This is a genomic window from Massilia aquatica, assembly GCF_011682045.1.
Lineage (GTDB): Bacteria > Pseudomonadota > Gammaproteobacteria > Burkholderiales > Burkholderiaceae_D > Telluria_A > Telluria_A aquatica.
Genome location: NZ_VVIW01000032.1, coordinates 34,708 through 57,572, shown reverse-complemented (window position 1 = coordinate 57,572; position 22,865 = coordinate 34,708). Strand labels below are relative to the sequence as shown.

General features: G+C 67.9%; 17 protein-coding genes. 5 read left to right on the top strand and 12 right to left on the bottom strand.

Annotated features, from left to right (window positions below; translation table 11 throughout):
- Positions 1–8 precede the first annotated feature (8 nt).
- Positions 9–137, top strand: coding sequence for a hypothetical protein (locus tag F1609_RS35150; protein WP_267876822.1), 129 nt, complete (start codon positions 9–11; stop codon positions 135–137).
- Between the two features lie 259 nt (positions 138–396).
- Here F1609_RS35150 and F1609_RS30620 read toward each other — a convergent pair whose 3' ends face one another.
- The 10 genes from F1609_RS30620 to F1609_RS30575 form a co-directional block, all read right to left on the bottom strand.
- Positions 397–609 carry a hypothetical protein gene (locus F1609_RS30620; protein ID WP_167081120.1) on the bottom strand — a complete coding sequence of 71 codons (213 nt, stop codon included), beginning with the start codon at positions 607–609 and terminating at the stop codon, positions 397–399.
- Positions 610–713: 104 nt separating this feature from the next.
- Positions 714–884 carry a hypothetical protein gene (locus F1609_RS30615; protein WP_167081118.1) on the bottom strand — a complete coding sequence of 57 codons (171 nt, stop codon included), beginning with the start codon at positions 882–884 and terminating at the stop codon, positions 714–716.
- Between the two features lie 117 nt (positions 885–1,001).
- A complete protein-coding gene (locus F1609_RS30610; RefSeq protein ID WP_167081116.1) occupies positions 1,002–1,490 on the bottom strand; it encodes a DUF805 domain-containing protein in 489 nt (162 codons plus the stop codon).
- A gap of 69 nt (positions 1,491–1,559) precedes the next feature.
- The gene (locus F1609_RS30605; protein ID WP_167081114.1) at positions 1,560–2,066 is read right to left on the bottom strand and encodes a DUF805 domain-containing protein; all 507 of its coding nucleotides are present in this window, start codon (positions 2,064–2,066) and stop codon (positions 1,560–1,562) included.
- 20 nt (positions 2,067–2,086) lie between these two features.
- Positions 2,087–4,657: a bpX6 domain-containing protein gene (locus F1609_RS30600; protein WP_229422148.1), complete on the bottom strand. Its 2,571-nt coding sequence runs from the start codon at positions 4,655–4,657 to the stop codon at positions 2,087–2,089.
- On the bottom strand, positions 4,647–6,473 hold the full coding sequence (locus F1609_RS30595; RefSeq protein ID WP_167081110.1) for a hypothetical protein: 1,827 nt from the start codon (positions 6,471–6,473) through the stop codon (positions 4,647–4,649). Before F1609_RS30595 ends, F1609_RS30600 begins: the two co-directional genes overlap by 11 nt.
- Positions 6,470–6,892, bottom strand: coding sequence for a bpX5 domain-containing protein (locus tag F1609_RS30590; protein ID WP_167081108.1), 423 nt, complete (start codon positions 6,890–6,892; stop codon positions 6,470–6,472). Before F1609_RS30590 ends, F1609_RS30595 begins: the two co-directional genes overlap by 4 nt.
- Complete coding sequence (locus F1609_RS30585) at positions 6,892–8,013, bottom strand: AAA family ATPase (protein WP_167081106.1); 1,122 nt, start codon at positions 8,011–8,013, stop codon at positions 6,892–6,894. The genes F1609_RS30590 and F1609_RS30585 overlap by 1 nt, the downstream gene beginning before the upstream one ends.
- A 99-nt stretch (positions 8,014–8,112) precedes the next feature.
- Complete coding sequence (gene pbpC / locus F1609_RS30580) at positions 8,113–10,215, bottom strand: penicillin-binding protein 1C (RefSeq protein WP_167081104.1); 2,103 nt, start codon at positions 10,213–10,215, stop codon at positions 8,113–8,115.
- Positions 10,215–15,833 carry an alpha-2-macroglobulin family protein gene (locus F1609_RS30575; RefSeq protein WP_167081103.1) on the bottom strand — a complete coding sequence of 1,873 codons (5,619 nt, stop codon included), beginning with the start codon at positions 15,831–15,833 and terminating at the stop codon, positions 10,215–10,217. Before F1609_RS30575 ends, pbpC begins: the two co-directional genes overlap by 1 nt.
- Before the next feature lie 241 nt (positions 15,834–16,074).
- Between F1609_RS30575 and F1609_RS30570 the strand changes: the two genes are divergently transcribed.
- The 4 genes from F1609_RS30570 to F1609_RS30555 all read left to right on the top strand — a co-directional run bounded on the left by F1609_RS30570 (position 16,075) and on the right by F1609_RS30555 (position 19,990).
- Positions 16,075–17,481 (top strand): L-cystine transporter, encoded by a 1,407-nt coding sequence (locus tag F1609_RS30570; protein ID WP_167081102.1) that lies wholly within the window; start codon positions 16,075–16,077, stop codon positions 17,479–17,481.
- 80 nt (positions 17,482–17,561) lie between these two features.
- Positions 17,562–18,326 (top strand): histidine phosphatase family protein, encoded by a 765-nt coding sequence (locus tag F1609_RS30565; protein WP_167081101.1) that lies wholly within the window; start codon positions 17,562–17,564, stop codon positions 18,324–18,326.
- 13 nt (positions 18,327–18,339) lie between these two features.
- Positions 18,340–19,269 carry an NAD(P)H-hydrate dehydratase gene (locus F1609_RS30560; RefSeq protein ID WP_229422147.1) on the top strand — a complete coding sequence of 310 codons (930 nt, stop codon included), beginning with the start codon at positions 18,340–18,342 and terminating at the stop codon, positions 19,267–19,269.
- Positions 19,270–19,561: 292 nt separating this feature from the next.
- On the top strand, positions 19,562–19,990 hold the full coding sequence (locus F1609_RS30555) for a hypothetical protein (protein ID WP_167081100.1): 429 nt from the start codon (positions 19,562–19,564) through the stop codon (positions 19,988–19,990).
- Positions 19,991–20,165: 175 nt separating this feature from the next.
- On the opposite strand, the gene F1609_RS30550 is transcribed toward F1609_RS30555, so the two are convergent.
- Positions 20,166–20,531 carry a hypothetical protein gene (locus tag F1609_RS30550; RefSeq protein WP_167081099.1) on the bottom strand — a complete coding sequence of 122 codons (366 nt, stop codon included), beginning with the start codon at positions 20,529–20,531 and terminating at the stop codon, positions 20,166–20,168.
- A gap of 123 nt (positions 20,532–20,654) precedes the next feature.
- A complete protein-coding gene (locus F1609_RS30545; protein ID WP_167081098.1) occupies positions 20,655–22,751 on the bottom strand; it encodes a hypothetical protein in 2,097 nt (698 codons plus the stop codon).
- Between the last annotated feature and the right edge of the window lie 114 nt (positions 22,752–22,865).

The following is a 22,865-nucleotide window of genomic DNA, read 5'->3' as shown; positions in this document are numbered from 1 at the left end:
CACCCGTCATGGAATTTGCGATCAGCCCACCGCCGGCGGCCCCGAGCGGCCCGTTCGATGCCGACAACGAGGATCTGGCCAGCGCCCTTGTCACCGCCTATGGCCAGGACTGGCGGCGCTGGCACATCACGTTGTAAGCGCCATGCGCAATGCATGAACGTGTGGCGTGCTCGTCAGGGCAGAATGTAAAAACCTTTTCCCGCCCCCTGACGACCATTTTTTATTCATTCGGTATCAGGCAGTCGCTACGGTCAACATACTCACTCGTTCGTTTCTGGCGATAAACCGGTCAAAATACGCTGCGGCTTGCGTCTTTTGCCTTGACACTGCAACGTCTCTTGCAGTTCAAGATCAATGAAAATCGAACATGAATCAATGCAATAATAACGATCATTCTTAGATGATTTTATTCATACCTTCTTCAAACTGGCTCTTGAAATCGGGGATCATGCGCTGTAGCCGTTCAAGGTCGTCATACATCTCGCATTGTTCATCTTCATCTTCAATTGTGTTGACCATCGCAGTCAGGTGCTTCATGTGTTCTTCTAAAGCAGTAAGCACGACTCGCCATTCTCCTACGGTTGCTTCAATACTCGTTAGATCAGCCATGTTTAATCTCCAATGGACTAATTTTTACTGATTTATTGGATCGATTCCGAACTGCACGAATGTCGCCCGGCAGTACTGCGTTGCTCTTCATTTTCCATATATTTTTACCGTTTTTTCATGAGTGGCGGTGCTTTTCCCTCTTTGCTCATCGATTGCTTCGGCGCCTGCGCGATGCTGGCATCGACCATTTGACCACCACGCACAAAATAGCCATGCCTGGAAAGCTGGCGGTTGACGGCGTCAAAGATACTCTCGCTGGCGCCGGCCTTGAGCAAGCGCTCCTTGAACGTCCAGATCGTGAAATCAGGTCAGCAACGCGGAGCCGCCATGATGCCACGGCTGGGTGGTTTTTCGAGGTGCCCATTGGATCCCAATTCGCCTATCGGCAGGCCTCACCGGATCTCGAACTGCGCCGCAATCGCGGTCACCGCCAGCAACAGCATGCCCCACATCCCGGCCGCCACCAGGGTCGTGTTCTCGGACGGCGGCGGCCCGTAGCGGTTGCCGCCGGCGTCGCCGGCGCGGTAGGCCAGATAGCCGATCAGCAGCAGATTGACCGGCGGCAGCAGTATGAGCAGCGCCCACCACCCCGGCCGCGCCAGGTCGTGCAGGCGGCGCCGCGTCATCGCCAGTGCGATTGCCAGCGCCACCAGCCCGGCCGCCAGCACGAGCAGTTGCACGATCCCGCGCCGCTCGACCAAGCCGAGCTGGCCGATCAGATACGCCAGCAGCATCAGCAGCACGACAGCCGGCAAGAACGCCCACACCAGGAAACGCAGGCGCCCGATCCGCCCGTCCAGGCTGAACGGCGTGGGTGTGTAGCTGGCACGCTGATCGGGCGCCGGGTTGGTCGATGCCGGCGCTGCGTACGGATTATCCAATGGTCTCGCTCCCCTTCGATGGTCAGTGCGTGGGCGCTGGTGCTGTGTCGGCATGAAACGCTTGCAATATCATACTGGCAATTTGAAGGTGGCGAGCAGGTACAGCGCCAGCAAAATCAGCGGCGGCAGCGCACAGCTCACCCATAAGCTCTTGGTCAGCGCCGACAGGCTCGAGGTGGGCGCAGCGCCGTGCCGGTTGGCCTGCGGATCGCCGGGGAAACTCAGCAGATACAGCACGAACAGCCCGTTTACGACCGGCACCCCGAGCAGCACGATCAGCCAGCGCGGCTGGTCCATGTCGTCGAGGCGGCGCGCGGCGACGATCAGCAAATGCGACAGCAAAGACAGCAGCCCGAACCCGATCACGGCAAACTTCAGGAAAATATTCGGCAACATGAACATCGGCGCCAGCAGCACCAGCGCGGCGCAGGTGGGATAGACCGAATACATCAGGTAGCGCGCGCGCCCGATGCGCCCGTGCAGCCCGAACACGGACGGCACGTAGTCCGCGTGACTGGTTCCCGTTCCGCCCGCGCCGGCCGGGGGCGAGTAGGGATTATCAGGTTTATCGCTCATGCGTCAGCCCGAAGCGGCGCTCAGCGCAGGCACAGGCTGCGCAGCTTGCCGCTGTCACAATCGAGGTCGACCAGGCGCCCGGCGCGGTCGAACACCAAGAGGCGCGCGTCGTGCAGGCTGAACCCCGGCGCCAGCGCATCGGGCAGCGCGATCCGAACGTGCATCGCGTTTTCGCTCAGGCTGACCACATTGCAGCACATCGCATCGCCCTCGCTGCCCACGAAGACGATGGCCTTGCCGTCGATCCGCACCTCACGCGCCGCCTGCGGCGCCAGCGCGACCGGCATGCGCAAGGGATGCTCGCGGAGCATCAGGGTGACCGTCCCCGCCTGCTCGTCGACGAACACCGGCCACGGGCTCGAGTACGGCGGGCCCGGCAGCAGGTGGGTGGCGCGCGCGAGCGAGCGACTCTTCCACCAGTCGCGCTGGCGCAGTTGCCGCCCCGGCTGGTGGTAGGTCCATTGCTCGATCCCGTCCGCCACCCGCAGCACTACCGCCAGCGCGTCGCCGCGGTCGCGGTAGCCGACGATCTCGCCGGGCAAGCCAGCCACCTCCCAGACAATGCGCTGCTGCGGCGCGCAGGTGTCGAGCACGGCCAGGCGGCGTTCGAAGGCCACATTCCACGACACCCCGTCGTAGCTGCCCGACCAGTGCTGCAAGTCGATGCCCAGCCAGTCGGCGGCGTCGCCAGTGACCAGGTCCAGCCGGCTGATGCGGTACTGCGACCCGCGCCGCGCCAGCGCCAGCGCGCGCGTGCCGTTGTACGACAGCACCAGGTGCTCGGCCGGCACCGGATAATGCGCCAGCTGGCGGCCGTCGCGGTCGACCCGCAGCACCCCGCCCTGGCCCAGCGCCAGCAGGTACTGGCCGTCCGCCAGGCAGCGCGCATCGTGGATCGGCAGCAGGCCGCGCTGGTCCAGGCGCAGCGCCAGCGACGCGTCGCGTTCGGTCAGCGGCGGCACATGCGGCTCGGGCGCGATGCGATAACGCGGCAGGTCGGCGTGCAGCGCCGTGCCGCCGGCCAGGCCGGCCAGCGCGGCCAGCGCCTCGGCGTCGAGCCGGTTGGCGCCTTCCAGCCGTTCGGGCAAGACCTTGCGCAGCAGTTCACCAGCGACGCGCCAGCTCGCCGTTGATGTCGCCACGGCCGGCATGCCCTTCCCGAGCAGCGCCAGCGCCAGGCTGGCGCGCAGTCCGGCGCCGTCCTCGCCGCCGGCCGCCAGCAGCGCCGTGATGTCGGCCGCGCTCTCGTGCAGCGTGGCCGGGTCGAGCGCCAGCTTGAAGGCCAGCGCGCGCATGCCCAAGGTGCCGCCATGGCGCTCGGCCTGGGCCAGCCAGGCCAGCGTCTGCGCCCGCTGGTCGGGCAAGCTGCGCAGCACGGCGGCCGCTTCGACCAAGTCGCCGCGTTCGGCCAGGTAGGCGGCCCAGTGGCGCCGCAGCGGCGCCGCCAGCACGCTGCCGTTGGTCTCGAGCAGTTGCACGGCGGCGTCGAATACGTTGTGCAGGCGCGCCAGCCGGACCGCGTGTTCGAGCTCGCCGGCCAGCAGCCACAGACGCACCGCCAGCGGCGCCTCCAGCTTCGCCTGCTCGGCCAGCCGGGCCGCCTGCCCGTAGCGCTGCTTCTGTTCCAGATAGGCCACCGCTTCGCGCGGACACTGCAGCAGCCCGGCCAGCACATACACAGCTTCATCGACCCGCCCCGCGCCGTCGAGTTGCTCGAAGGCGCTGCGGTAGACGCTGCGCAACAGCGCCGCGTACGCGCTGGTGAGCGGCGTCGCCCATGCCGGCGTGCCGTCGGCGCTCATCTGGCGGCGCAAAGGCAGCATCTGCGCGGCGCCGCCGCTGTCGACGGCGCCAACCGGCACCGCGTGGCTCAGTGCCATGGCCAGGTCGCCGCCGGCGAACAGCGCGATCACCATGTCGAGGTAACTGGACGAAAGAGCGCGCGCAGCCGGCGCGGGCGGCGCCGCCGGACCCAGGCGCCAGCGCGACAGCAGGCGCGCCACGAAACCCGGCGCCGCCGCAGCAGCATCCGGGCCGCCGCTCGCTTGCACTTCCGGCTGGCCGGACGGCGCCGGCAACGCAAGACCGCGTTCAAAGGCGATGCTGGCGGCATTGCGCCGTGGCATGGCCGCGCCCAGCACCACCTCCAGCGCGATCGGCGCCAGCATGGCATCGGCGGCCGGCGGGCTTGGGGGCGCCAGCGGCACGCACAGGGTAATCGCGTCGAGCGCCAGCCAGGCTGCCGCATCGAGCCGTTCTTGCGGCAGCGCCGCCTGCGCCACCCCGGCCCGCACCAGCCAGACCGTCCCGGCCGGCAGTGTGGCCAGTTCGGTTTGGCTCAAGGGGGCGCTGCCAAGCACATGGCCGACCTGGCACAAGGCCAGCGCGTCGAGCGTGTCCACCTGCTGCCAGCGTGGCGCCGGCCAGCGCAGCAGGTAGCCGCCGCCGGCGAGAAACAGGTGCGAGCCGGCCTGCCAGTGCGCCAGCACGCGCCGGCGCGCCTCGTCCGGCCCGATCAGGTCGAGGTCGAACCAGAGTGCGTGCACCGCGCAGCGCCCATGGAACAGCGGCTGGCGCACCTCAACCGGCATCGCTGGCACCCCCGGCCCCATCGGCCCCGATATGCAGCAAGGCCGGCCCGCCGTGCAGCAGGCGCACATGCAGTTCGTGGTGATCGTCGACCCAGCACAGCCGTTCGCTGTTGGTGTCTAACACCACCTGGGCGATCGGCACCGCGCTCTGCAGCACGGCGACGGCGCCGTCCGCGCTGTGCAGCGCGAGCGCGCGGCGCTGCGCATCCAGCACCAGCAGGGCCGGCTTGCCGTCTGGCAGCGGCGTGCTGCGCGCCACGCCCACCACCGTGGCGCCGGCGGCGACGGCCAGCGCGAACGGCGCTTGCGGCTCCGCGCCCACGCTCGCCAGTACCCAGTCCTGCGCGTCGCCCTCGAGCGCCGCCACCCAGCCGCGCCGCGCGCGGTCCTGCGGCGCCCCGAACAGCACGCGCCGCGCCGCGAAGGGCAAGTCGGCGACCTGGGTCGGGAATTTATCGTCCTGGTCGATCGCGTGCACCGTGGTGAAGTTGCCGACATTCCTGGCATACATGAGCGTCGCAGGCAGCTGGGCGGCGCCCACCACCTGGTCGGCCAGCTGGTCGAAACGCACGCTGGCGCCGGCGTCCTGGCCGGTCACCTTCCAGCAGCCGAGTTGGCCGGCGCGGTCGAGCATGAACACGCGCGCGCCGGCGCAGGCCGGCGCATGGTCGCTCAGGAAAAAAGTCGGCAGCCCGGCGTCCTCCTCATCCGGCAGGAGGAACTGCGCGGCCGGCGGCAGCGCCACCGTGCGCAGCGCGCCGAAGGCCTGGTCCGGGAACGCGGTGAAAACCAGGGCGCCATCGCGGTAGTCGACCCAGGCCAGGGTGCGCTCGCTCAGGACCGTCCCCAGGCGAATCGTGCCCGGCTTGACGTGCACGCGGCGCGGCTGCAAGCGCCGCCCGGCGGACGACCTGGCGGGTTCGGACGGCGCATGATGCAGGGCCGCGCCCTGCTGCTGCATGGCGGCCGCGATCCAGTCGCCGTGCAGGCCGAACTGCGGCGCGCGCGTGAGCGACAAGCGGTCCACGCCGCGCTGCCTGGCGTGCGCCAGCGCGGCGCGCTTGAACGGATGGCGCAGCAGGCGCGCGCCGGCTGGCGTGTCCGGCATTGCCAGCAGCAGCGTGCGCTGGCGCCGCGGCCCGCTGAGCGTGACCTCCACGCCGCCGCTCAGCACCGGCGCGATGCTCACGCGCGCATCAAGCCGCGCCAGCGCCACGCCGCCGGGCGCGCCGATCTGCCACAGTTCGACCCGCTCGTCCAGCGCGCCGATGGCCACCTGCCATTCGTTCACATGGGTCTCGTGCGCGCGCGTGAGGCTGCGCGCAGCGAGCCAGGCCTGCAATCCGTCGGGGCCGTCGCGCAGCGCGCACGGGTCTTGCAGGACGCCCCAGCGAAAGCCGGCGCCGGCCAGTTCGGCGCGCCGCGCCAGCAGGATGTACAGCGCCATCTGCGCCAGGCGCGGTTCGCCCAGCTGCTCCGGGCCGCTGTCGAACAGCGCCACGCACACGCGCGCACCTTGCGGCAGGTCCGGCTCCGGCGCCGAAAACAGCAGTTCGCCGGCCGCCGCGCGGCGCAGGAATTCGTCCGGCGCGGCGTCGGCCACCGCGTGCTCGCTCAGGAGCAGCCGCTCGTACGGACCGCGCCGGGCAATGCTGCCAGCACCCGCCGCCGCGCTCCCGGCGCCGGCGCCGGGGTGGTTCATGCGCTCCAACAGCGGCTCAAGCTGGAGCAGCATCTGTCCGAGCGGGGCGGCCAGTTCGGGCGTCATGCCCGCCAGCCAGGCACGCCACGGCAGCAGTTGCGCGGGCAAGGTCATGGCGTCAGTTCCCCGGTCAGCCAGGCCAGGCCGGCGCGGTCGAGCGCCAGCGGCCGGCCAAGCGGTAGCACCAGCTGCGGCGCATCCCACAGCAGGAACGGCAGGCTGGCGCCGCGCGCCGACAGATTGGCCAGCACCAGGTCGGGCGGCGCTTGCGGCTGCACGTCGGTGGGCAGCCACAGCATGCGCTGGAGCGGGTCCGGGGCGCAGTAGCGCGCACCGTCGACCCAGGGCAGCGCGGCGCCGGGTCCGAGCAGCACCAGGATGCCGGGCGCGGCCACGGCGCCGAGCACGCCGCGCTGGGCGTCGTCCAGCGCGGCCAGGCGCGCCAGCAGCGCGCCGATCACGGCGCCTTGCGCGACCTGGCCGTGCGGCTCGGGCGCCGCGTCGGGCCGGAGGTGCCAGCGCAACGCCGCCATCAGGTGTTGCGCACCGCCGCCACCAGGGCGGCGCGGCGCGGCGCCAGTTCCGGCGGCAGGTGGTCGGCGCCGAAGTTGGCGTCGATCTCGCGCAGCAGCGCTTCGGCTGCGCCGCGCAAGGTGTCGCCAGCGGCGCCGCCAAGCAGGCGGTCGGCGCTGTCGGCCAGGCGCGCAATGCGCGCCAGCGGCTGCTGCGCCGCGCTTTCGACCACCGCTTGCAGGAGCGGGTGGCGCGCTTCGGCAAGCAGCGCGTGCAAGGTGTCGCGCGCGCTTTGCTGGCCGGCGGCGCTGGGCACCACGTACACCAGCGGCCACAGGTCGGCGCGGGTAGCCACCTGGCGTCCGGCCAGCACGGCGGCGGCGGCGATCAGGTTCTGGGCCTTGACGATGCGCCGGTCCGACAGCGTAATGCGCGCCGTGCGCAGGGCGCGGATGGCCTGCGCCAGATCGGAGCGCACCGCGCTCATGTCCACCAGCGGCAGCGCCGCGTGCAGGGCGTCGAGCGTGGCCAGGCCGGCGCGTGGGGCGATCGTGCGCTGCCCCGCCGCCCAGCCGCCGGCGAGCAAGTCTTCCAGGCGCGCGTCCGCCACCGGCTCGACGAACACGTGCAACAGAAAGCGGTCGGCGAAGGCGGCCAGGCTGTCGTCGTCGGGCAGCGCGTTGGACGCGGCCACGCACAGGCGCAGCGGACAGGCGATGTCGGTATGCCCGCGCCGGAAGCGGCGCTCGTTGAGGACCCCCAGCAGGGTGTTGAGGATCGCGGTCGAGCCCAGGAATACTTCGTCCAGGAAGGCGATGTCGGCTTCGGGCAGCATGCCGCCGGTGTCGGTCTCGATGCGGCCGTCGCGCAACCCGGCCAGCTTGACCGCGCCGAACAGTTCGGACGGCTCGGTGAAGCGCCCCAGCAGATACTCGAAATAGCGTCCGCCCAGGCTGTGCGCCACGCGCCGCACCACGGCGCTCTTGGCGGTGCCCGGCGGGCCGATCACCAGCAGGTGTTCCTGCGCCACCGCGCCGAGGATCATCAGTTCGGCCAGGGATTCACGGTCGATCAGGCCATCGGCGGCGTCGCGGATGGCGTCGCGCAGGCTCGCTGCGGCTTGGTTGAGGCTATTGTTCATGGCGCTTCGTGGTGCGGCTCGGCTCATGCACGCAGCGGTGCTGCAGGAACTGTTGTTGCCAGGGTTTAAAGGTTGTAATTATATCAAAGCGGCGGCGCGCTAATGACGCATGGACGCGGCCGCGCCGCGCACGCTGAAGCGGGTCGCCGCCACCACCTTGTTCCCTGCGTCGACCAGCGCCAGTTCGTGCTCGCCGGCGACCGGTTGCCAGGCGTGGCTGGCAGAACCCGCGCCCAGCGCCACGCCGTCAAGGCGCCAGGACAGGCCGTGCGCGCCCTGCGCGCGGAACACCACCCGTTCGCGCCCGGCCGGAATATCCGGATCGAGCGCGATCACGCCGGCCTGGCCCGGATACAGGATGGCCGCCTGGCGCTTCTCGCTGCCGACCAGGGTTACCTGCGCGCTCTCGCTGCCGCGCACGAACCACTCGCGGCGCGCCGCTTCCAGGGCCGGCTGGTAGCTGACCGTTTGCTGCACCAGCCCGGGCGGCGCGGCCGGGGCGCGGCTCGGCAGCGCGCGGTGCAGGCGCTCCATCACGTCGCGCCACACCGGCGCCGCGCCGGTCACGCCCGACACATCCCACATCGGACTGCCGTCAAAATTGCCTACCCAGACCGCCACCGTGTATTTTTCGGAGTAGCCGACGCACCAGTTGTCGCGCATGTCCTTGCTGGTGCCGGTCTTGACGGCGCTCCAGAAGGCGGTCGCCAGTTCGTTGCGCAGCCCGAAGGTGAGGCTGCGCGCGGCCCGGTCGGACAGGATGTCGCCGACGATGAAGGCCGTTTTCGCATCGAGCACGCGGGTCTTGGCCTGGGCCTGGGCGGCGCGCGGCTGCAGGGTGACGCTGCCATGCAGGCCGCCATTGGCCAGCGTGCGGTAGGCGTTGGCCAGCTCCAGCAGCGAGACGTCGCCCGAGCCGAGCGCCAGCGAGTAGCCGTAAAATTCGGCCGGCTCCGAGAGGCTGGCCATGCCGAGCGCGCGCAGGCGCGCATGGAAGCGTTCCAGGCCGGTCAGTTGCAGCATGCGCACGGCCGGCACGTTGAGCGAGCTGGCCAGGCTGGTGCGGGTGCTGACCCAGCCCTTGAACTGGCGGTCGTAATTCTGCGGCACGTAGGGGCCGGCGGCGGTGGCGATTTCGAGCGGCGAATCGTCCTGCGGCGAAGCCGCCGTGATCCAGCCGCGCTCCATCGCCAGCTGGTACAGGAAGGGCTTGAGGGTGGAGCCGGCCTGGCGCAGCGCCAGCACGCCATCGACCTCGCTGGCGCCGCCGTTGGCCACATACGCCACGATTTCGCCGCTCTGGTTATCGATGGCCACCAGGGCACCCTGCGTCACGTTGCGCTCGCGCAGGGCGGCCAGGTGGGCGCGCAGGGTGTCGGCGGCGTCGCGCTGGATGCCCGCGTCGAGCGTGCTGCGCACCTGGCGCGCCGCGCCCTTGAGCAAGCGCTGCGCCACCTGCGGCGCCTGGGTTTGTGGCGCGCTGGCGGACGGCCGGCTGAACGCGGCCGCCACGTCCCACTCGATGCCGGCACACTTGGCCGCCGGGTTGATCTCGCGGGCCAGCGCGCAGGCCCGCTGCGCCACCACGCGCGGCGCCGCCGAGGGAGCGCGCAGCAGGCTGGCCAGGATCGCCGCTTCGGCCTGGTTCAATCCCGAAGGCGCCTTGCCGAACAGGCCCTGCGAAGCTGCGCCGATGCCTTGCAGTTCGCCGCGAAACGGCACCAGGTTCAGGTAGGCCTCCATGATCTGGGCCTTGCTCCAGCCGGTTTCGAGTTCGCGCGCGGCGCTGGCCTGGTCCCATTTCTGGCCCCAGCTGCGCCCGCCGGCGCCGGCGCGCAGGCGCTCGTCGACCATGGCCGCGAGCTGCATGGTGATGGTCGAGGCGCCGCGCGCGCGGGTGCGCAGCAGGTTGTCCCAGGCGGCTTTTCCGAGCGCGCCCACGTCGACGCCGTCGTGCTGCATGAAGCGCCGGTCTTCGGCGTGCACCAGCGCCAGGCGCATGGCCGGCGAAATGTCGGCCAGTCCCACCCATGGGGCGCGCCGCACCGCCATGTCGGTGCGCAGCGAATCGATCGGCACGCCGTGGCGGTCGAGCAGCTGCGCGTCCGACGCGCGGTAGGCCGCCCTGACCTGCTCGGGCGTGGGCACGGCGTGCGCCTGGGCGGCGAACGCCAGCACCAGCAAGGCGGCCAGGCCGCGCATCAGCGCCCCACTTCCAGCGCCGCATTCGGCAGGTCGCCCGACAGCTCGGGGCTGTACAGCGCTTCGATGCGGGTCGGCGGCAGGTTGAAGCGGCCCTGGTTATTCAGGCGCACGCTGTACTCGATGCGCCATTTGCCTTTGGGGACAAAGTCGTAATAGGCGCGGAAGGCCTCGAAGCTGCGTTCCTCGTACACCGGCCGCAGGTTGCCGGCCTCGCGCGCGGCGCCGGGCAGGTTGACGGCGTCGCCTCCAAGGCCGTTGCCGAGCAGGGTGGCGCTGGCCGGAATCGGGTCGTCCAGCGCGACCCAGGTCATGTCGGCCTGCGCTTCCAGGTCGAGCCGCACGCGGTAGGTATCGCCGCGCGACCACGCGCCCTTGACCTTCTGTTCGATCGGGGTGATGGTCTTGACGATTTTATAGCCGTTCGCCAGCGGCGCCTTGAGTTCGACCGCCGCCAGGCTTTGCACGATGGCCCACGGCTTGCCGCTGCCGTTGTGCGCCAGGACCAGCTCTTGCTGGCCCGTGCCCCATGGATGGTTGACGACCGAGACCCCGCGCGCATTCCAGTTCGCTTCCTTGACCGTGTTGCCCAGGCCCGCGCTGCTGCTGCCGGTGACCGCCTCGCGCTCGAATTTGCGCGAGAATTTGTCGAGCGCCAGCACGCCCCAGGCGTTGGCCAGGGTCGTGCCCCAGCGCCCTTTTTGCTGGCGCCCCAGCGCGCCGCGCGCCAGGCGCCCCATGTCGGCCTGCCAGGTCGCATCGTCGAGCACGGCCAGCAGCAGGCGGTTGGCGTTGCTGTCCGGCGAGGCCATGAGCCACCACCAGTTGTCGCTGGCGTCGGTCGAAAAGGCCAGGCCCGCGCCCTGCAGGTTGACCCGCGCGCGCAGCACCTGCCGCACCTGCGCCAGTTGGGCGTCGCGCTGGGCCAGCGCGGGGCTGCGCTGCAGGATCAGGTACCAGTCGATGACGGCCGAGGTGGGCCACAGGTTCGGCTCAATGGTGAACGATTCGAGCAGTTCCGGCGCCACCGCCCGCGTGCGCGAGAGCGCTTCGAGCGCGGCGATCTTGCGCACGGCGGTGTCGACGCGGGCCACGCGCGCCGGGCGCGTGACCTTGCCTTCGACGAACTGGCGCAAGCCCCGCTCCATGCGTTCCTTGAGCGCGGGTGCGAGCGGCAGGCCGGCTTCGGCGCTGACCGAGAGCAGGTAAGCGGTCAGGCTGTCGCTGCCCTGGACCTGGGTCGGGTAGTACTTGACCAGGCCATCGGCGTCGATCTGCGCCGGCAGCGATGCCGCCAGCTTGTCCCACAGGGCCGGGTCGCGCAGGGCCACGGCGCGCGAGGCTTCCTGCTCGACGCCGCCGTATTTATATGCGCTCATGTAATCGCGCACCCCGGGCAGGCTGGCGCCAAGACTGGCCACGAACGTGGCGCGCACGCCGCCCTGCCCCGCCAGCGCGCCGGCCGGCGCCTGCACCTTGACCGACTGCGGCTGCTCGATGCGCACCAGGGTCGATTGCAAGGTGCGCACCGGCACCGCCGCCAGCACCTTCTGGCCGATGCGCAGCTTGTCGCTGGCGCCGCCGCTGCGGGCGTCGATGGTCCACGCCAGCGCGCCAGCGCCAGCCGGTACCTGATAATCCCAGCCGGCTTCCTGGGCCGCGCCGGGCGCCAGGGTCAGGCTCTGGCGCGCCAGCACCTTGGCGGGGCCGCCATCGGCCGCCACGCTGGCGCCCAGGTCGACCGTCAAGGCGGCGTCGGTGGTGTTACGCAAGGTGAAGCCGGCGCGCAGGCGGTCGCCTTCGCGCACCAGCGCCGGCAACCCTGGCAGCACGATCAGATCCTGGCTGCTGCGGATCTCGGTTTCGCCGGTGCCGAACATGCCGCTGCCGCCGCTGGCCACGGCCACGATGCGAAACGAGGTCAGGGTGTCGTTGAGCGCGACCGGCACGCGCGCTTCGCCTTTGGCGTCGAGCACGATGCGCGGATGCCAGAACAGCAGCGTGTCGAACAGTTCGCGGCTGCCCTGGCCGCCGCCACCGCCGTGCGGCGCGGCCTTGCGTCCGAAGTGGCGCTTGCCGATCACCTGCATCTGCGCGGTCGCCGTCTGCACCTGGAGCGCGCGTTCCTGCATCATGGCATTCAGCAAACGCCAGCTACGGTTCGGCATCAGTTCCAAGAGGCCCGCGTCGACCGCCGCCAGCGCCACTTCGGTGCCGGCCGGCGCGGGCGAGCCGTCGGCGCGCGTGACTTTCACGCTCACGCTGGCGTTCTCGCGCACCTTGTAATCCTGTTTGTCGGTCGTGACCTTCACCTTCAGTTCATGCGCGCCCCAGCCCACCTGCACCGGCGCGATGCCCAGCTTGAAGGATGGCTTGCCCAGGTCGACCATGGCGGTCGGCTGCACCCCGGCCACGCGGCCGCGCACCACCAGCGCCGAGACATAGGCGTTGGGCGCGTATTTGCCCAGCATCGGGATGGTAAAAGTAGGCTCCTTGCCATCGAGGCGACGCACGTAGGTGTCGAGGATACCTTCGCGTTCGACCGTGATCAGCGCGCTGGCGTCGCGGAACGGGCTGCGCACCTGGAAGGTGGCGTCCTGGCCCGGCTCGTAGCGTTTGTCCGAGGGCAGCAGGTCGATGCGGTCGTTGTCGCCGGTCTGGAACCACATCTCGGCGGCGCCGGCCACCCAGATGTCGCGCTGGGTGACGGCCACGCGCTGCCCGGCATCGCGGGCGCGCGCGCGCAGGATCAGGTTGCCTTCCGCCGGCGATCTCAATTCGCAGCGCAGCAAGCCTTTGGCGTCGCTGCGGCCCTGGCAGGCCGTGCCCACGCGCGTGATCTCGCTGCTGTTTTCGTACGCATAAAAGCCGCCGATCAGGCGCCGCCGGTGGGTATAGCTGGTGCGCTTGAACAGGTCGACCTCGACCGCCACGTCCGCCGCCGGTTTGCCGCCCACGCCCAGCACCACCACCTCGAAGCTGCTCTTGTCGCGCACGGAGACCGAGTCCTCGGCTTTGATGCCGACCACGTACGACGCGGGCCACAGGGCGATGCGGGTCGAGGTGGACAGGGTTTCGCCGTTGGCGTCCTGGTACGACAGCTCGGCCACCAGGGTGCGCGCGACGTCCCCTGGCGGCAGATCGTCGATGCGCACGCGCGCGCCGCCGGCCTTGTCGAGCACCAGCGCGCGGGTGCGCACGTCGGTGGCGGCGGGGGCGCTGTCGTCCGCGCCGCTGTCGTCGTCGTGGCCGAAGCGGGCGTCGTCCTGCACGCCTTCGCGCACATCGCCCGCACCGAAGGCATAGTATTCGTAACCGGGGAAGTGCAGCAGCTTCTCTTCGGTCAGGGTGCGCAGCTTGACCGGCGCCCTGGCGGCCACGCCGCCGGCCAGGTAGCCGACCTGCAGGTCCAGGTCGAACGCACTGGCGCCGACCAGCGGCGCGGACGGGCCGTTCAGCAGTGCCTTCATGGTCGGCACCCGGAACTGCTCGACGCGGAAGCTGCCGGCCTCCAAGGCGCCGATCTTGACGGTATACACACCCAGCCTGGCCCCTTGCGGAATGACCCACTCGTTGGCGGCCGTGCCGCTGGCGTTCCAGCGCAGCGGCAGTTCATACGCGGTGGCGCTGCCCTGGTGGGTGATGGTCATGCTGGTGGCTTTGGCCTCGACGCTGGCGCGGTCGAACTCGATGCCGCGGCTGCCGCTGCGGCGCAGGAAGTGCTTCATGTGCGCCGTTTCGCCGACGCGCAGCAAGGTGCGGTCGAACACGGTGGCGACGATGCTGTTGCTCGCGTCCGGGATGAACGGCAGGTTGAAGCGCCACGATTCGATGCCGTTGTCCCATTCCGACAAGGTAAAGGTGTAGTCGCCGCCGCTGCGGGCGCTGACGAACATGCTGCCGGGTCCCTCGGGGCAGTCGCCGCGCGCCAGCGGCTTGTCGATGCGGGCCACGCCGGCGCCGTCGGTCACGCCCTGCCACAGCAGCTTGCCGGCGCAGTCGCGCACCGCTACCGCCGCCCCGGGCACCGGACGGCCCTTGTCGAGCGAGGTGACCCACACCAGCGAGGAATCGGCGCCGTGCTTGAAGTGGGCCGCCATGTTGGTCACCAGCGCGCCGGCGCTGACATAGGCACGTTGCTTTTTGTCGAACAGGGCCACGCCCAGTTTGGGGCTGTCGAATTCGACCACGTAGAAGCCGGCCTTGGGCAGCGGGACGCCGATCACTTCGAACGGACGGCCGGAGGCCGGCGCGGGCAGCGTAAACGCTTCCGGCTTGCCGCTTTTCAGGCCGGCGAACACCGACTTGGTGTAGTTGTCGCTGTAGCCGTTGCCCAGGCGCTTGAGCCAGGCCATGACGTCGAGGTCCTGGCGCTCGCCCTGCACTTCCACGCGCAGCATGGCGCCGGCGCCGCGCAGCTTGCCCGAGAGCCTGGTTTCCACATTGCGCACCGTGACCGGCAGCAGGCGTTCGGTGCGCGCTTCGATGATGCCGAACTTGGCCGGGAACTTGATCAGCGGCGGCAGCACGTCCATCCTGATGGTCATCGGGAATTCGTGCTGGTTGACCAGCGCCCGGCCATCGTCGTTCTTCAGCCCGGGCGGCAGCGCCAGCGTGAGGATGCTCTTTTCCGGGAAGGGACCGTTGAAAAACAGATTGTTCACCGGGGCGGCGCGCGCGCTGTTGCCGTCCCAGTAAGGCGCATAGCGCTTGCCGGCGGCGTCGGTGAGGGTGATTTTTTCGGCCTCGGTGCGCGTTACCGGCGCGTTGAAGGACAGGCGCAGAGGCCGCAGCGGCACGCACGGACCGCCCGCGGTCAGGAAGTCGCAGCTGAAGCGGGCGCTGAAATCGGCCCTGGTCACGAACGCCAGCGACTGGTCGGCGCCGGAGGCTACGCCCCCCGGGCCTTCGATGCCGGCGCCCCACACCAGCGACACGGCGGCGCCGGGCGGCAGCATGCGCTTGCACTGCACCAGCGCCAGCGGCAGGTCTTCCGCGGCCCTGGGCTGGGCGCCGCCGCGCCTGACGTAGTCCTTGAGGTAGCGCTCGACGAAACCCTTGCGCGCGGCCAGCACCTGCTCGCGTTCGGCCCCGGCCAGCACGCGCACGCCGATGCGCTCGTTGATGCCGTCCACCGTGCAATACGCCTTGGCGGCGATGCTGGCCGCACGCGCCGGAGCGTCCAGCCCGAGGATGAACACCTGCTGCTCGTCGACCGTGTCGCTCGCGTACGGCGCGCTCTCGCGCACGCCCGGGCCTCCCGTATCGAAGGCGAAGCGCGCCGTGCCGGCCAGCGGCTGGGCGGCCAGGTCGCGCAACTCCGGCTTGAGCGTGAAGCTGCAGCGCACGCCGGGTGGCAGGTCGCGCGCGAAATCGTAGGTCCAGATGCGGGCGTCGAGCCAGCGCCCGCTGCCCGCTTCGGCGCAGTCGATCGCGAACGGCTCGGCCATGCGGGCGTCGCCGAAGGCCACCATCGGGGCCGAAAAGCGCGCCGTCACCTGGCGAATTTCCTTGACCGTGCCGGTGGGCGTGAACGCCTCGACCGTGGTCTGGGCATGGGCCGCCAGCGCCAGGCAAGCCAGGGGAAACAGACTCAAGAGTTTGGACGGGGCGCGCATGGTTTCTCCAGGTGGGGCGGGATTCCAGCTTGAGCCCGCGCACTGTTGGCGGACCTGGCGGGAATCAAAGCAAGGCGGCGAGTGTTGCAAACATCCCCCGCGCTGTCAACAATATGACTCTTTTGATACGCCTGTTCACCGACGCGCCTGTGTGCAGTGCAGCAGGTTTATGGTTAGAATGATCCGTTACATTGCCGCCGCACAGCCCTATCCGCGCGCAGCGCCCACTCAAGAGGCCCGCATGACCCTGAATTTTCCCGTGATCCTGAACCTGGCCGTCGCCCTTGGCGTGTGCTTTCTCCTCTATAAGATGCAGCAGGCGCACGCCTCGTTCACCAAGCGCGTATTTACCGGCCTGGGCGTGGGCGTGCTGCTGGGCGCGGCGTTCCAGCTGATCTACGGCGCGCCCTCCCCCGTCATCACCGAGACCAATGCCTACCTCGACATCATCGGCACCGGTTACGTGAAGCTGCTGCAAATGATCGTGATGCCGCTGATTATGGTGTCGATCGTCGCCGCCATCCTCAAGCTACGCGACGCTTCGTCGCTGGGCAAGATCAGCGCGCTGACCATCGGCATCCTGATGGCCACCACCATGGTCGCGGCCGGCATCGGCATCCTGATGGCCAAGCTGTTCGGCCTGTCCGCCGTGGGGCTGACCGCCACCGCCGCCGAAGTGGCGCGCGGCGACTATTTAAAGGGGCACCTGAACACGGCGCAGGCGATTTCGCTGCCGGGCATGATCATCAGCTTCATTCCGGCCAACCCCTTTCTCGACATGACCGGTGCGCGCAAGACCTCGACCATCGCGGTGGTGCTGTTTTCGATTTTCGTCGGCATCTCGGCGACCGGCATCGCGGCCAGGCAGCCGGACATTTTTGACGCCTTCGAGCGCTTCATCAAGGTGGCGCACGCGATCATCATGCGCATGGTGACCCTGGTGCTGCGCCTGACCCCGTTCGGCGTGTTCGCGCTGATGACCCAGGTGGTGGCCGGCTCGAACATGGAAAGCATCGTCAAGCTGCTCGGTTTTGTGACCGCCTCGTACAGCGCCCTGCTGCTGATGTTCTGCGTGCATCTGCTCTTGATCAGCGCATCCGGCCTGAATGCGCTGCGCTACGTGAAGAAGATTTTCCCGGTGCTGGCCTTCGCCTTTACCTCGCGCACCAGCGCCGGCTCGATCCCGATGTCGGTGCAGACCCAGACGAGCCGCCTCGGCACGCCGGAAGGCATCGCCAACTTCGCCGCCTCGTTCGGCTCGACCATCGGCCAGAACGGCTGCGCCGGCATCTATCCGGCCATGCTGGCGGTGATGATCGCGCCGACTGTCGGGATCGACCCGATGGCCTGGAGCTTCATCGTGCCGCTGATCGCGATCATCACGGTCGGCTCGGTCGGGGTGGCCGGGGTCGGCGGCGGCGCCACTTTCGCCGCACTGATCGTGCTCTCGGCGATGGACTTGCCGGTGGCGCTGGCGGGCCTGCTCATTTCGATCGAACCCTTGATCGACATGGGCCGCACCGCGCTCAACGTGAGCGGCTCGATCACGGCCGGCACCGTCACCAGCCGCGTGCTGGGCCAGACCGACATGGCGGTCTTCAACAGCGACGCCGCCGTGAATCTTGATGCCGACGAGAAAGCTGCGTAAATGCCGCGTATCGTGCGCTGAGCTGCCGTCGAATCCGTCTATGATGACGCAGTGTCAACATTTCAGAAGCAGGCGAATCGATGGAACAAAAGTGGCCCCAACAGATCTGGCTGGTCAGGCACGGACAAAGCGCCGGTAACGTGGCGCGCGACGCGGCCGAAGCGGCGGCCGGCCTGCATATCGACATCGCCGAGCGCGATGTGGACGTGCCGCTATCGCCGCTCGGCACCGAACAGGCGCGCGCGCTGGGAGCCTGGTTCGCGGCCATGCCCGGGCACGAACGCCCGACCGTGGTGCTGCATTCGCCCTACGTGCGCGCGGCCCAGACCGCCAGCATCATCATGCAACAGCTGGGCCGCGACAGCCTGCTGTCGGTGCAGGTGGACGAGCGCCTGCGTGAAAAGGAATTCGGCATCCTCGACCGCCTGACCGTGCTCGGCATCCAGCATCAGTATCCGGAACTGTACGAACAGCGCCAGCACGTGGGCAAGTTCTACTTCCGCCCACCGGGCGGCGAGAGCTGGTGCGACGTGATTTTGCGCCTGCGCAGCATCATCGACACCATCACCCGCGAATACTGCAAGGAACGGGTGTTGATCGTCGGCCACCAGGTCACGGTCAATTGCTTCCGCTACCTGTTCGAACGGCTCGACGAAGCGGCCATCCTGGCCTTCGACCGGGCTGCCGACGTGCCGAACTGCTCGGTCACGTCCTACAGCTTCGACCCGGCCCAGGGCAAGCACGGCAAGCTCGGCTTGCAACTGACTAATTTTGTCGCTCCCCTGGAAGCGGCAGGCACGCCGGTCACGGTTCAAAAAGATGTGCCCGCTGCTCCGAAAGCGTAGGCGCGCCGGTCCCATGGACATGCCGCTCGCTTCCACCCACATGATCACCATCGACAGCGCCGCCCTGCGCGCCTGGCCGCTGCCGATGCCGCCGGCCGAAGGCGACAAGGAGCGGCGCGGCCACGTGCTGATCGTGGGCGGCTCGTGCGAAATGCCGGGCGCCGTGATCCTGGCGGCCACGGCGGCCCTGCGCGCCGGCGCCGGCAAGCTGACCATCGCCACTGGCGCCAGCGTGGCGCAACTGGTGGCGCTGGCCATGCCGGAAGCGCGCGTGATCGGCCTGCGCGAAACGGCCGAGGGCGGCTTCGAGCGCGACGCGCTGGCCATGCTCGACCCGCTGGCCGACAAGATCGACGCCGTGCTGATCGGCCCCGGCATGCAGGATGAAGCGGCCACGGCGGCGCTGGTGCGCGCCCTGCTGCCGCGCCTGGCGGGCGCCAGCGTGGTGCTCGACGCCAACGCCATGGGCATCGTCACCAATCCCGACCTGGACGACGATGAGGCGGCGCCGTTCCGCTTCGCCGAGACCGTGATCCTGACCCCGCACGCGGGCGAAATGGCGCACCTGTCCGGCATGCCGAAAGAAACCATCCTGGCCGACCCCGACGCTGCGGCGCGCAGCGCGGCGCAGGCCTGGAACGCGGTGGTGGCGCTGAAAGGCGCGCGCACCGTGATCAGCGCCCCCGAAGGCGGCCCCTGGCAGCACGAAGGCGGCAACGTGGGCCTGGCCATTTCGGGCTCGGGCGACACCCTGGCCGGCATCATCGCCGGACTGGCGGCGCGCGGCGCCACCCTGGCCCAGGCCACTTGCTGGGGCGTGGCCCTGCATGCGCGGGCCGGCGAACAGCTGGCCTTGCGTTTCGGCGTGCTGGGCTACCTGGCGCGCGAGATTCCGGCTGAAATCCCGGCGCTGATGGAACAGGCCGCGCTTTCCTCGACCTGAGGAAACGGGCGCGGGCCGGTAGCAAAGTTTGATCCGCATCAAATTGCGCGGACATGGAGGTCGATCTACGTCAGAAACGCAAATAAAGATGAACTGGGCCAGAGCTTGAAAGTCTAATTTTTACAGTCGAATTCGCGCATCGGATCAAGGGACCGCGTCGCCCACGGCGTCGGTTCCCTGATGGTCCTCACCGGACGGGGATGTATGTCCGGCGGGATCGACCTGGCGCCGTTGCCTGCGGCAAGCAGTTGGTCAGGCAGCGGTACTCATTGACGTGACCGAGGAGTAAACAATGAAACCATTCACAACCGCACCAAAAATCATCTTCACCGCGGCGCTGCTGGCGTCGATGCTTGTTGCCTGCAAACGCAACGATACCCCTGCCACGGGCACCGGCGACACCACCACCACGACCACGCCGGGCACGACCGGTACCACCTCCGGCACCAGCGGCACCGGCGGCACGACCGGAACGGGCGATACCGGTACCGGCGGCACGGGCACCGGCGGCACGGGTACCGGAGGCACGGGCACCAGCGGCACCACGAGCGATACCGGCAGCGGCACGTCGGGCACGGGCACGAGCGGCACCGGAACGTCGGGGACATCGGGCACCAGCGGCACCTCGGGCACCTCGGGTACGTCAGGCACCAGCGGCACTTCCGGCACTGGCACCACCGACACGACTCCACCAGCTGACAAGGACAAGGACAAGCGCTAAGCGCTGACAGCGTCCGCGCACCAGCATGCCGCCGTTTCTGCCAGGCGCAAAAGCGGCGGCGCCACCCTGAAACCTCGGACTCGCACATTGAGATGCCCGGTGTCAGACCGACTCGCGCTGTCGTGCTGGCGACGAAGAGCAGGACGCGTTGCGCAGATTGACCGCCGTAGCGGGATCACTCCCAGGAAAACAGCGTTTCAACACCGCCTTCGATATGGAGAAACACGTCGGAGTACCACGGGACTTCGGGATAGTCCGACTGCGGGTCACACCGGACGATGCACTGGAGGTGTGCAGCCAGGAATCTCGCAAAAGCAGGAGAAGATGGCCAGGGGCTGGCGGCGTTCATCCACACGCTGAGAAATCCATCGTCCATCGGTGACAATATCAGGAGGAGCGCTCCGGATTTGTAGATGTGCAGATGAGGGTCGTCTGGTGGATCATCATCAACGTTCACTAGTGGCCCAGTGACGGTGGCGAGCAGCGACAGCACGGCATCGGTGTCGCTGATCTTTACAAAGGCTTCGATATCGCATTGCATCAGACTCAATTCTCCTCGGAGTCGCGTTCATCGACCAGGCATTGTACGGTGCCTGCCAGGCGCCAGGCGCAATTCTGGCACGCGCGCTCCGCGCGCACGCATGCCCGGCACGGCGGCAAAGCATCAGAAGCGCACGTTCAGCTTGCGCTTGTACACCTCAAGCCGGTTGCGCGCGCGTGTGACGAAGTGCTGGTAGAACAGCATTTCCGCGTAAAGTTCGCCATACTGGCGGCCGGTCTTCGGATCGTCGAGCCGCGCACTTAAAAAATAGCCTTCGCTGACCGGAAATTTGGTCCATCCGGGCGCTATCCGGCTTTCGTCCATGCTGTCACCGACCAAATACCCGTAAAACCGCTTGATGTGGCCGCCGGATTTCGACGCCAGCAAGCGCGCGTACTGCGCCAGGTCGTTGACGTGCTCCTGCAACTCGACGCCGGGCGCCTTGAATTCGATGATGATCGCGGCGCCCTCCTTGCTGAAGATGGCGATATCGGGCCGTTTCAGATGATGAACCTCATTATTGTGGCGGAAGAGTTTTTCAAGGCTCTCGTCGATATCCGCGTCGAACAGTTTTCCGCCCTCCCAAAAAATCGACGACAAGGCTTTATCTGAGGCGATGTGATCGTAGTATTGATACTCCTCGCTGAGTATCCAGATATCGTGATCGACCGTATCGCCGCTATCCTTCCCGGTCGGAAAAAAGATATTGTGAATGATCTTTTCGTGATCGCGCCGTTTTCCCGGCGCATCCTGCTGGCAGTCGAGCATGAGTTGCGTGGCACGCTCCAACACATCAAGCATGGCGCTGCGGCGCACCACCAGCTGCGACAGGTTTGCCATGTCCATGGTCTGCAAGCTGCTGGTGTAGCGCCAGGACAGATCGGCCAGTACGTTGCGGAAGTCGCTGCTGCGCGGGTCCAGCTTGAGCAGTTCCTGCTTCATGTTGATCAGCGTCGACGTATCCTGCACGATCTCGTCCTGGAGCCTGCGCAGCGTTCGCCTGGCGATATTTTCTTCAGTATCGCCGTAGTGAATCTTGATGTTGGCCTTGTCCAGCATGGCCCTGGAAATGCCGAACTTCTCTTCTGTCGAGCCGATCAGCGCATCACGGTCAAAATCGGGCGGCGTCAGGATGGCGTAGACCGACTCTTCCAGCGATTCGATGATGTCCTGCATTGAAAATGTTTCATCGAAGTCCCTGGCATGGCTGCATTCGCTGGGCAGGTTGAAGCCGTCGCGTTGCACGTTGACTTTTTGGTCGAGCACATCGCCCTCGACCAGCAGCAGTTCGATCTTGCCGTCGATCGGCCGGCGCCGGTCTGCCGGCGACTTCAAAAAGTGTTTCGTCAGCGAGATGGCAATGGCGGAGTTGGCGCACAGGGCAACCTCGTGTTCGAGCGAGGGACTGCTGGCCTGGTCCAGCGAGTAGCGAGTCAATTTCAGTGCGCAAGCATCGATATCGCTTCGGTGGCCGCAGCTGAGGCGGATCGGCAGCACATCCACCGCGGTGGGCAGGTGCTCCGATGTGATCGCTTCTTCAGCACGGCGGTCGCCGGCGATATCGACAATCGTCACCGTGAAATCGCCGATGATTTGCTTCAGAACGATGAAACGCTGCAAGAACGAGGTATTCAGGACGTCATGCAGAGTCCGCGCGGAAAAATCGGCGCGCAAGGCGAACGGGTCGAACAGTCCGGCGAACGTGCGTGTCGTCATTCCCTTGAGCGTGACGCAGGTGCCGATGTCGGCCGTGTCAGCTTGCGTGACAAAATCGCTTTCCGCTATTTCGCGCGTCTCGGCATGGGCTCTCAGCGTGCGTCGCCAGTGCCTGCCGCCGGCGTCGAACACGCTGTCGATGGCGAGCTGCGAGAAGTAGTGAAAAAACTGGATGCGGCCTGCTCCCTTGCATTTACCAATGCCCGCGATTTGCAGATAATCCTTGTAGGTCGTGTCCTTGGTGACGAAGGCCTTGACTTGCTCGTCGCCGAAGCCAGCCCCGTTATCCTTGCACCAGACCACGATCTGTTCATCCCCACCGGCAAACAGCGAGTCGTTGACGAACTCCACGCCAATCTCGATCCGCAGCGCGGGCGCATGCGGGTCGCTGCTGCGCCGTATCAGATACGAGTCGATTGCATTGGACAACAGCTCCTCGAAGACGACGTAGCGCTTGTGGCTGACGGAGGTATTCTTGAGGCCGCCTTTGATGTCTAGCGTCATGGGAAATCATCTTATCGATGGGTCATCAACACAGTATGGATCTGATTCGTTTCGTTTGCAACGGACGAAAAAAAACCGAAGGCGCATCGACAGGATGCGCCTTCGGTCCTGTGC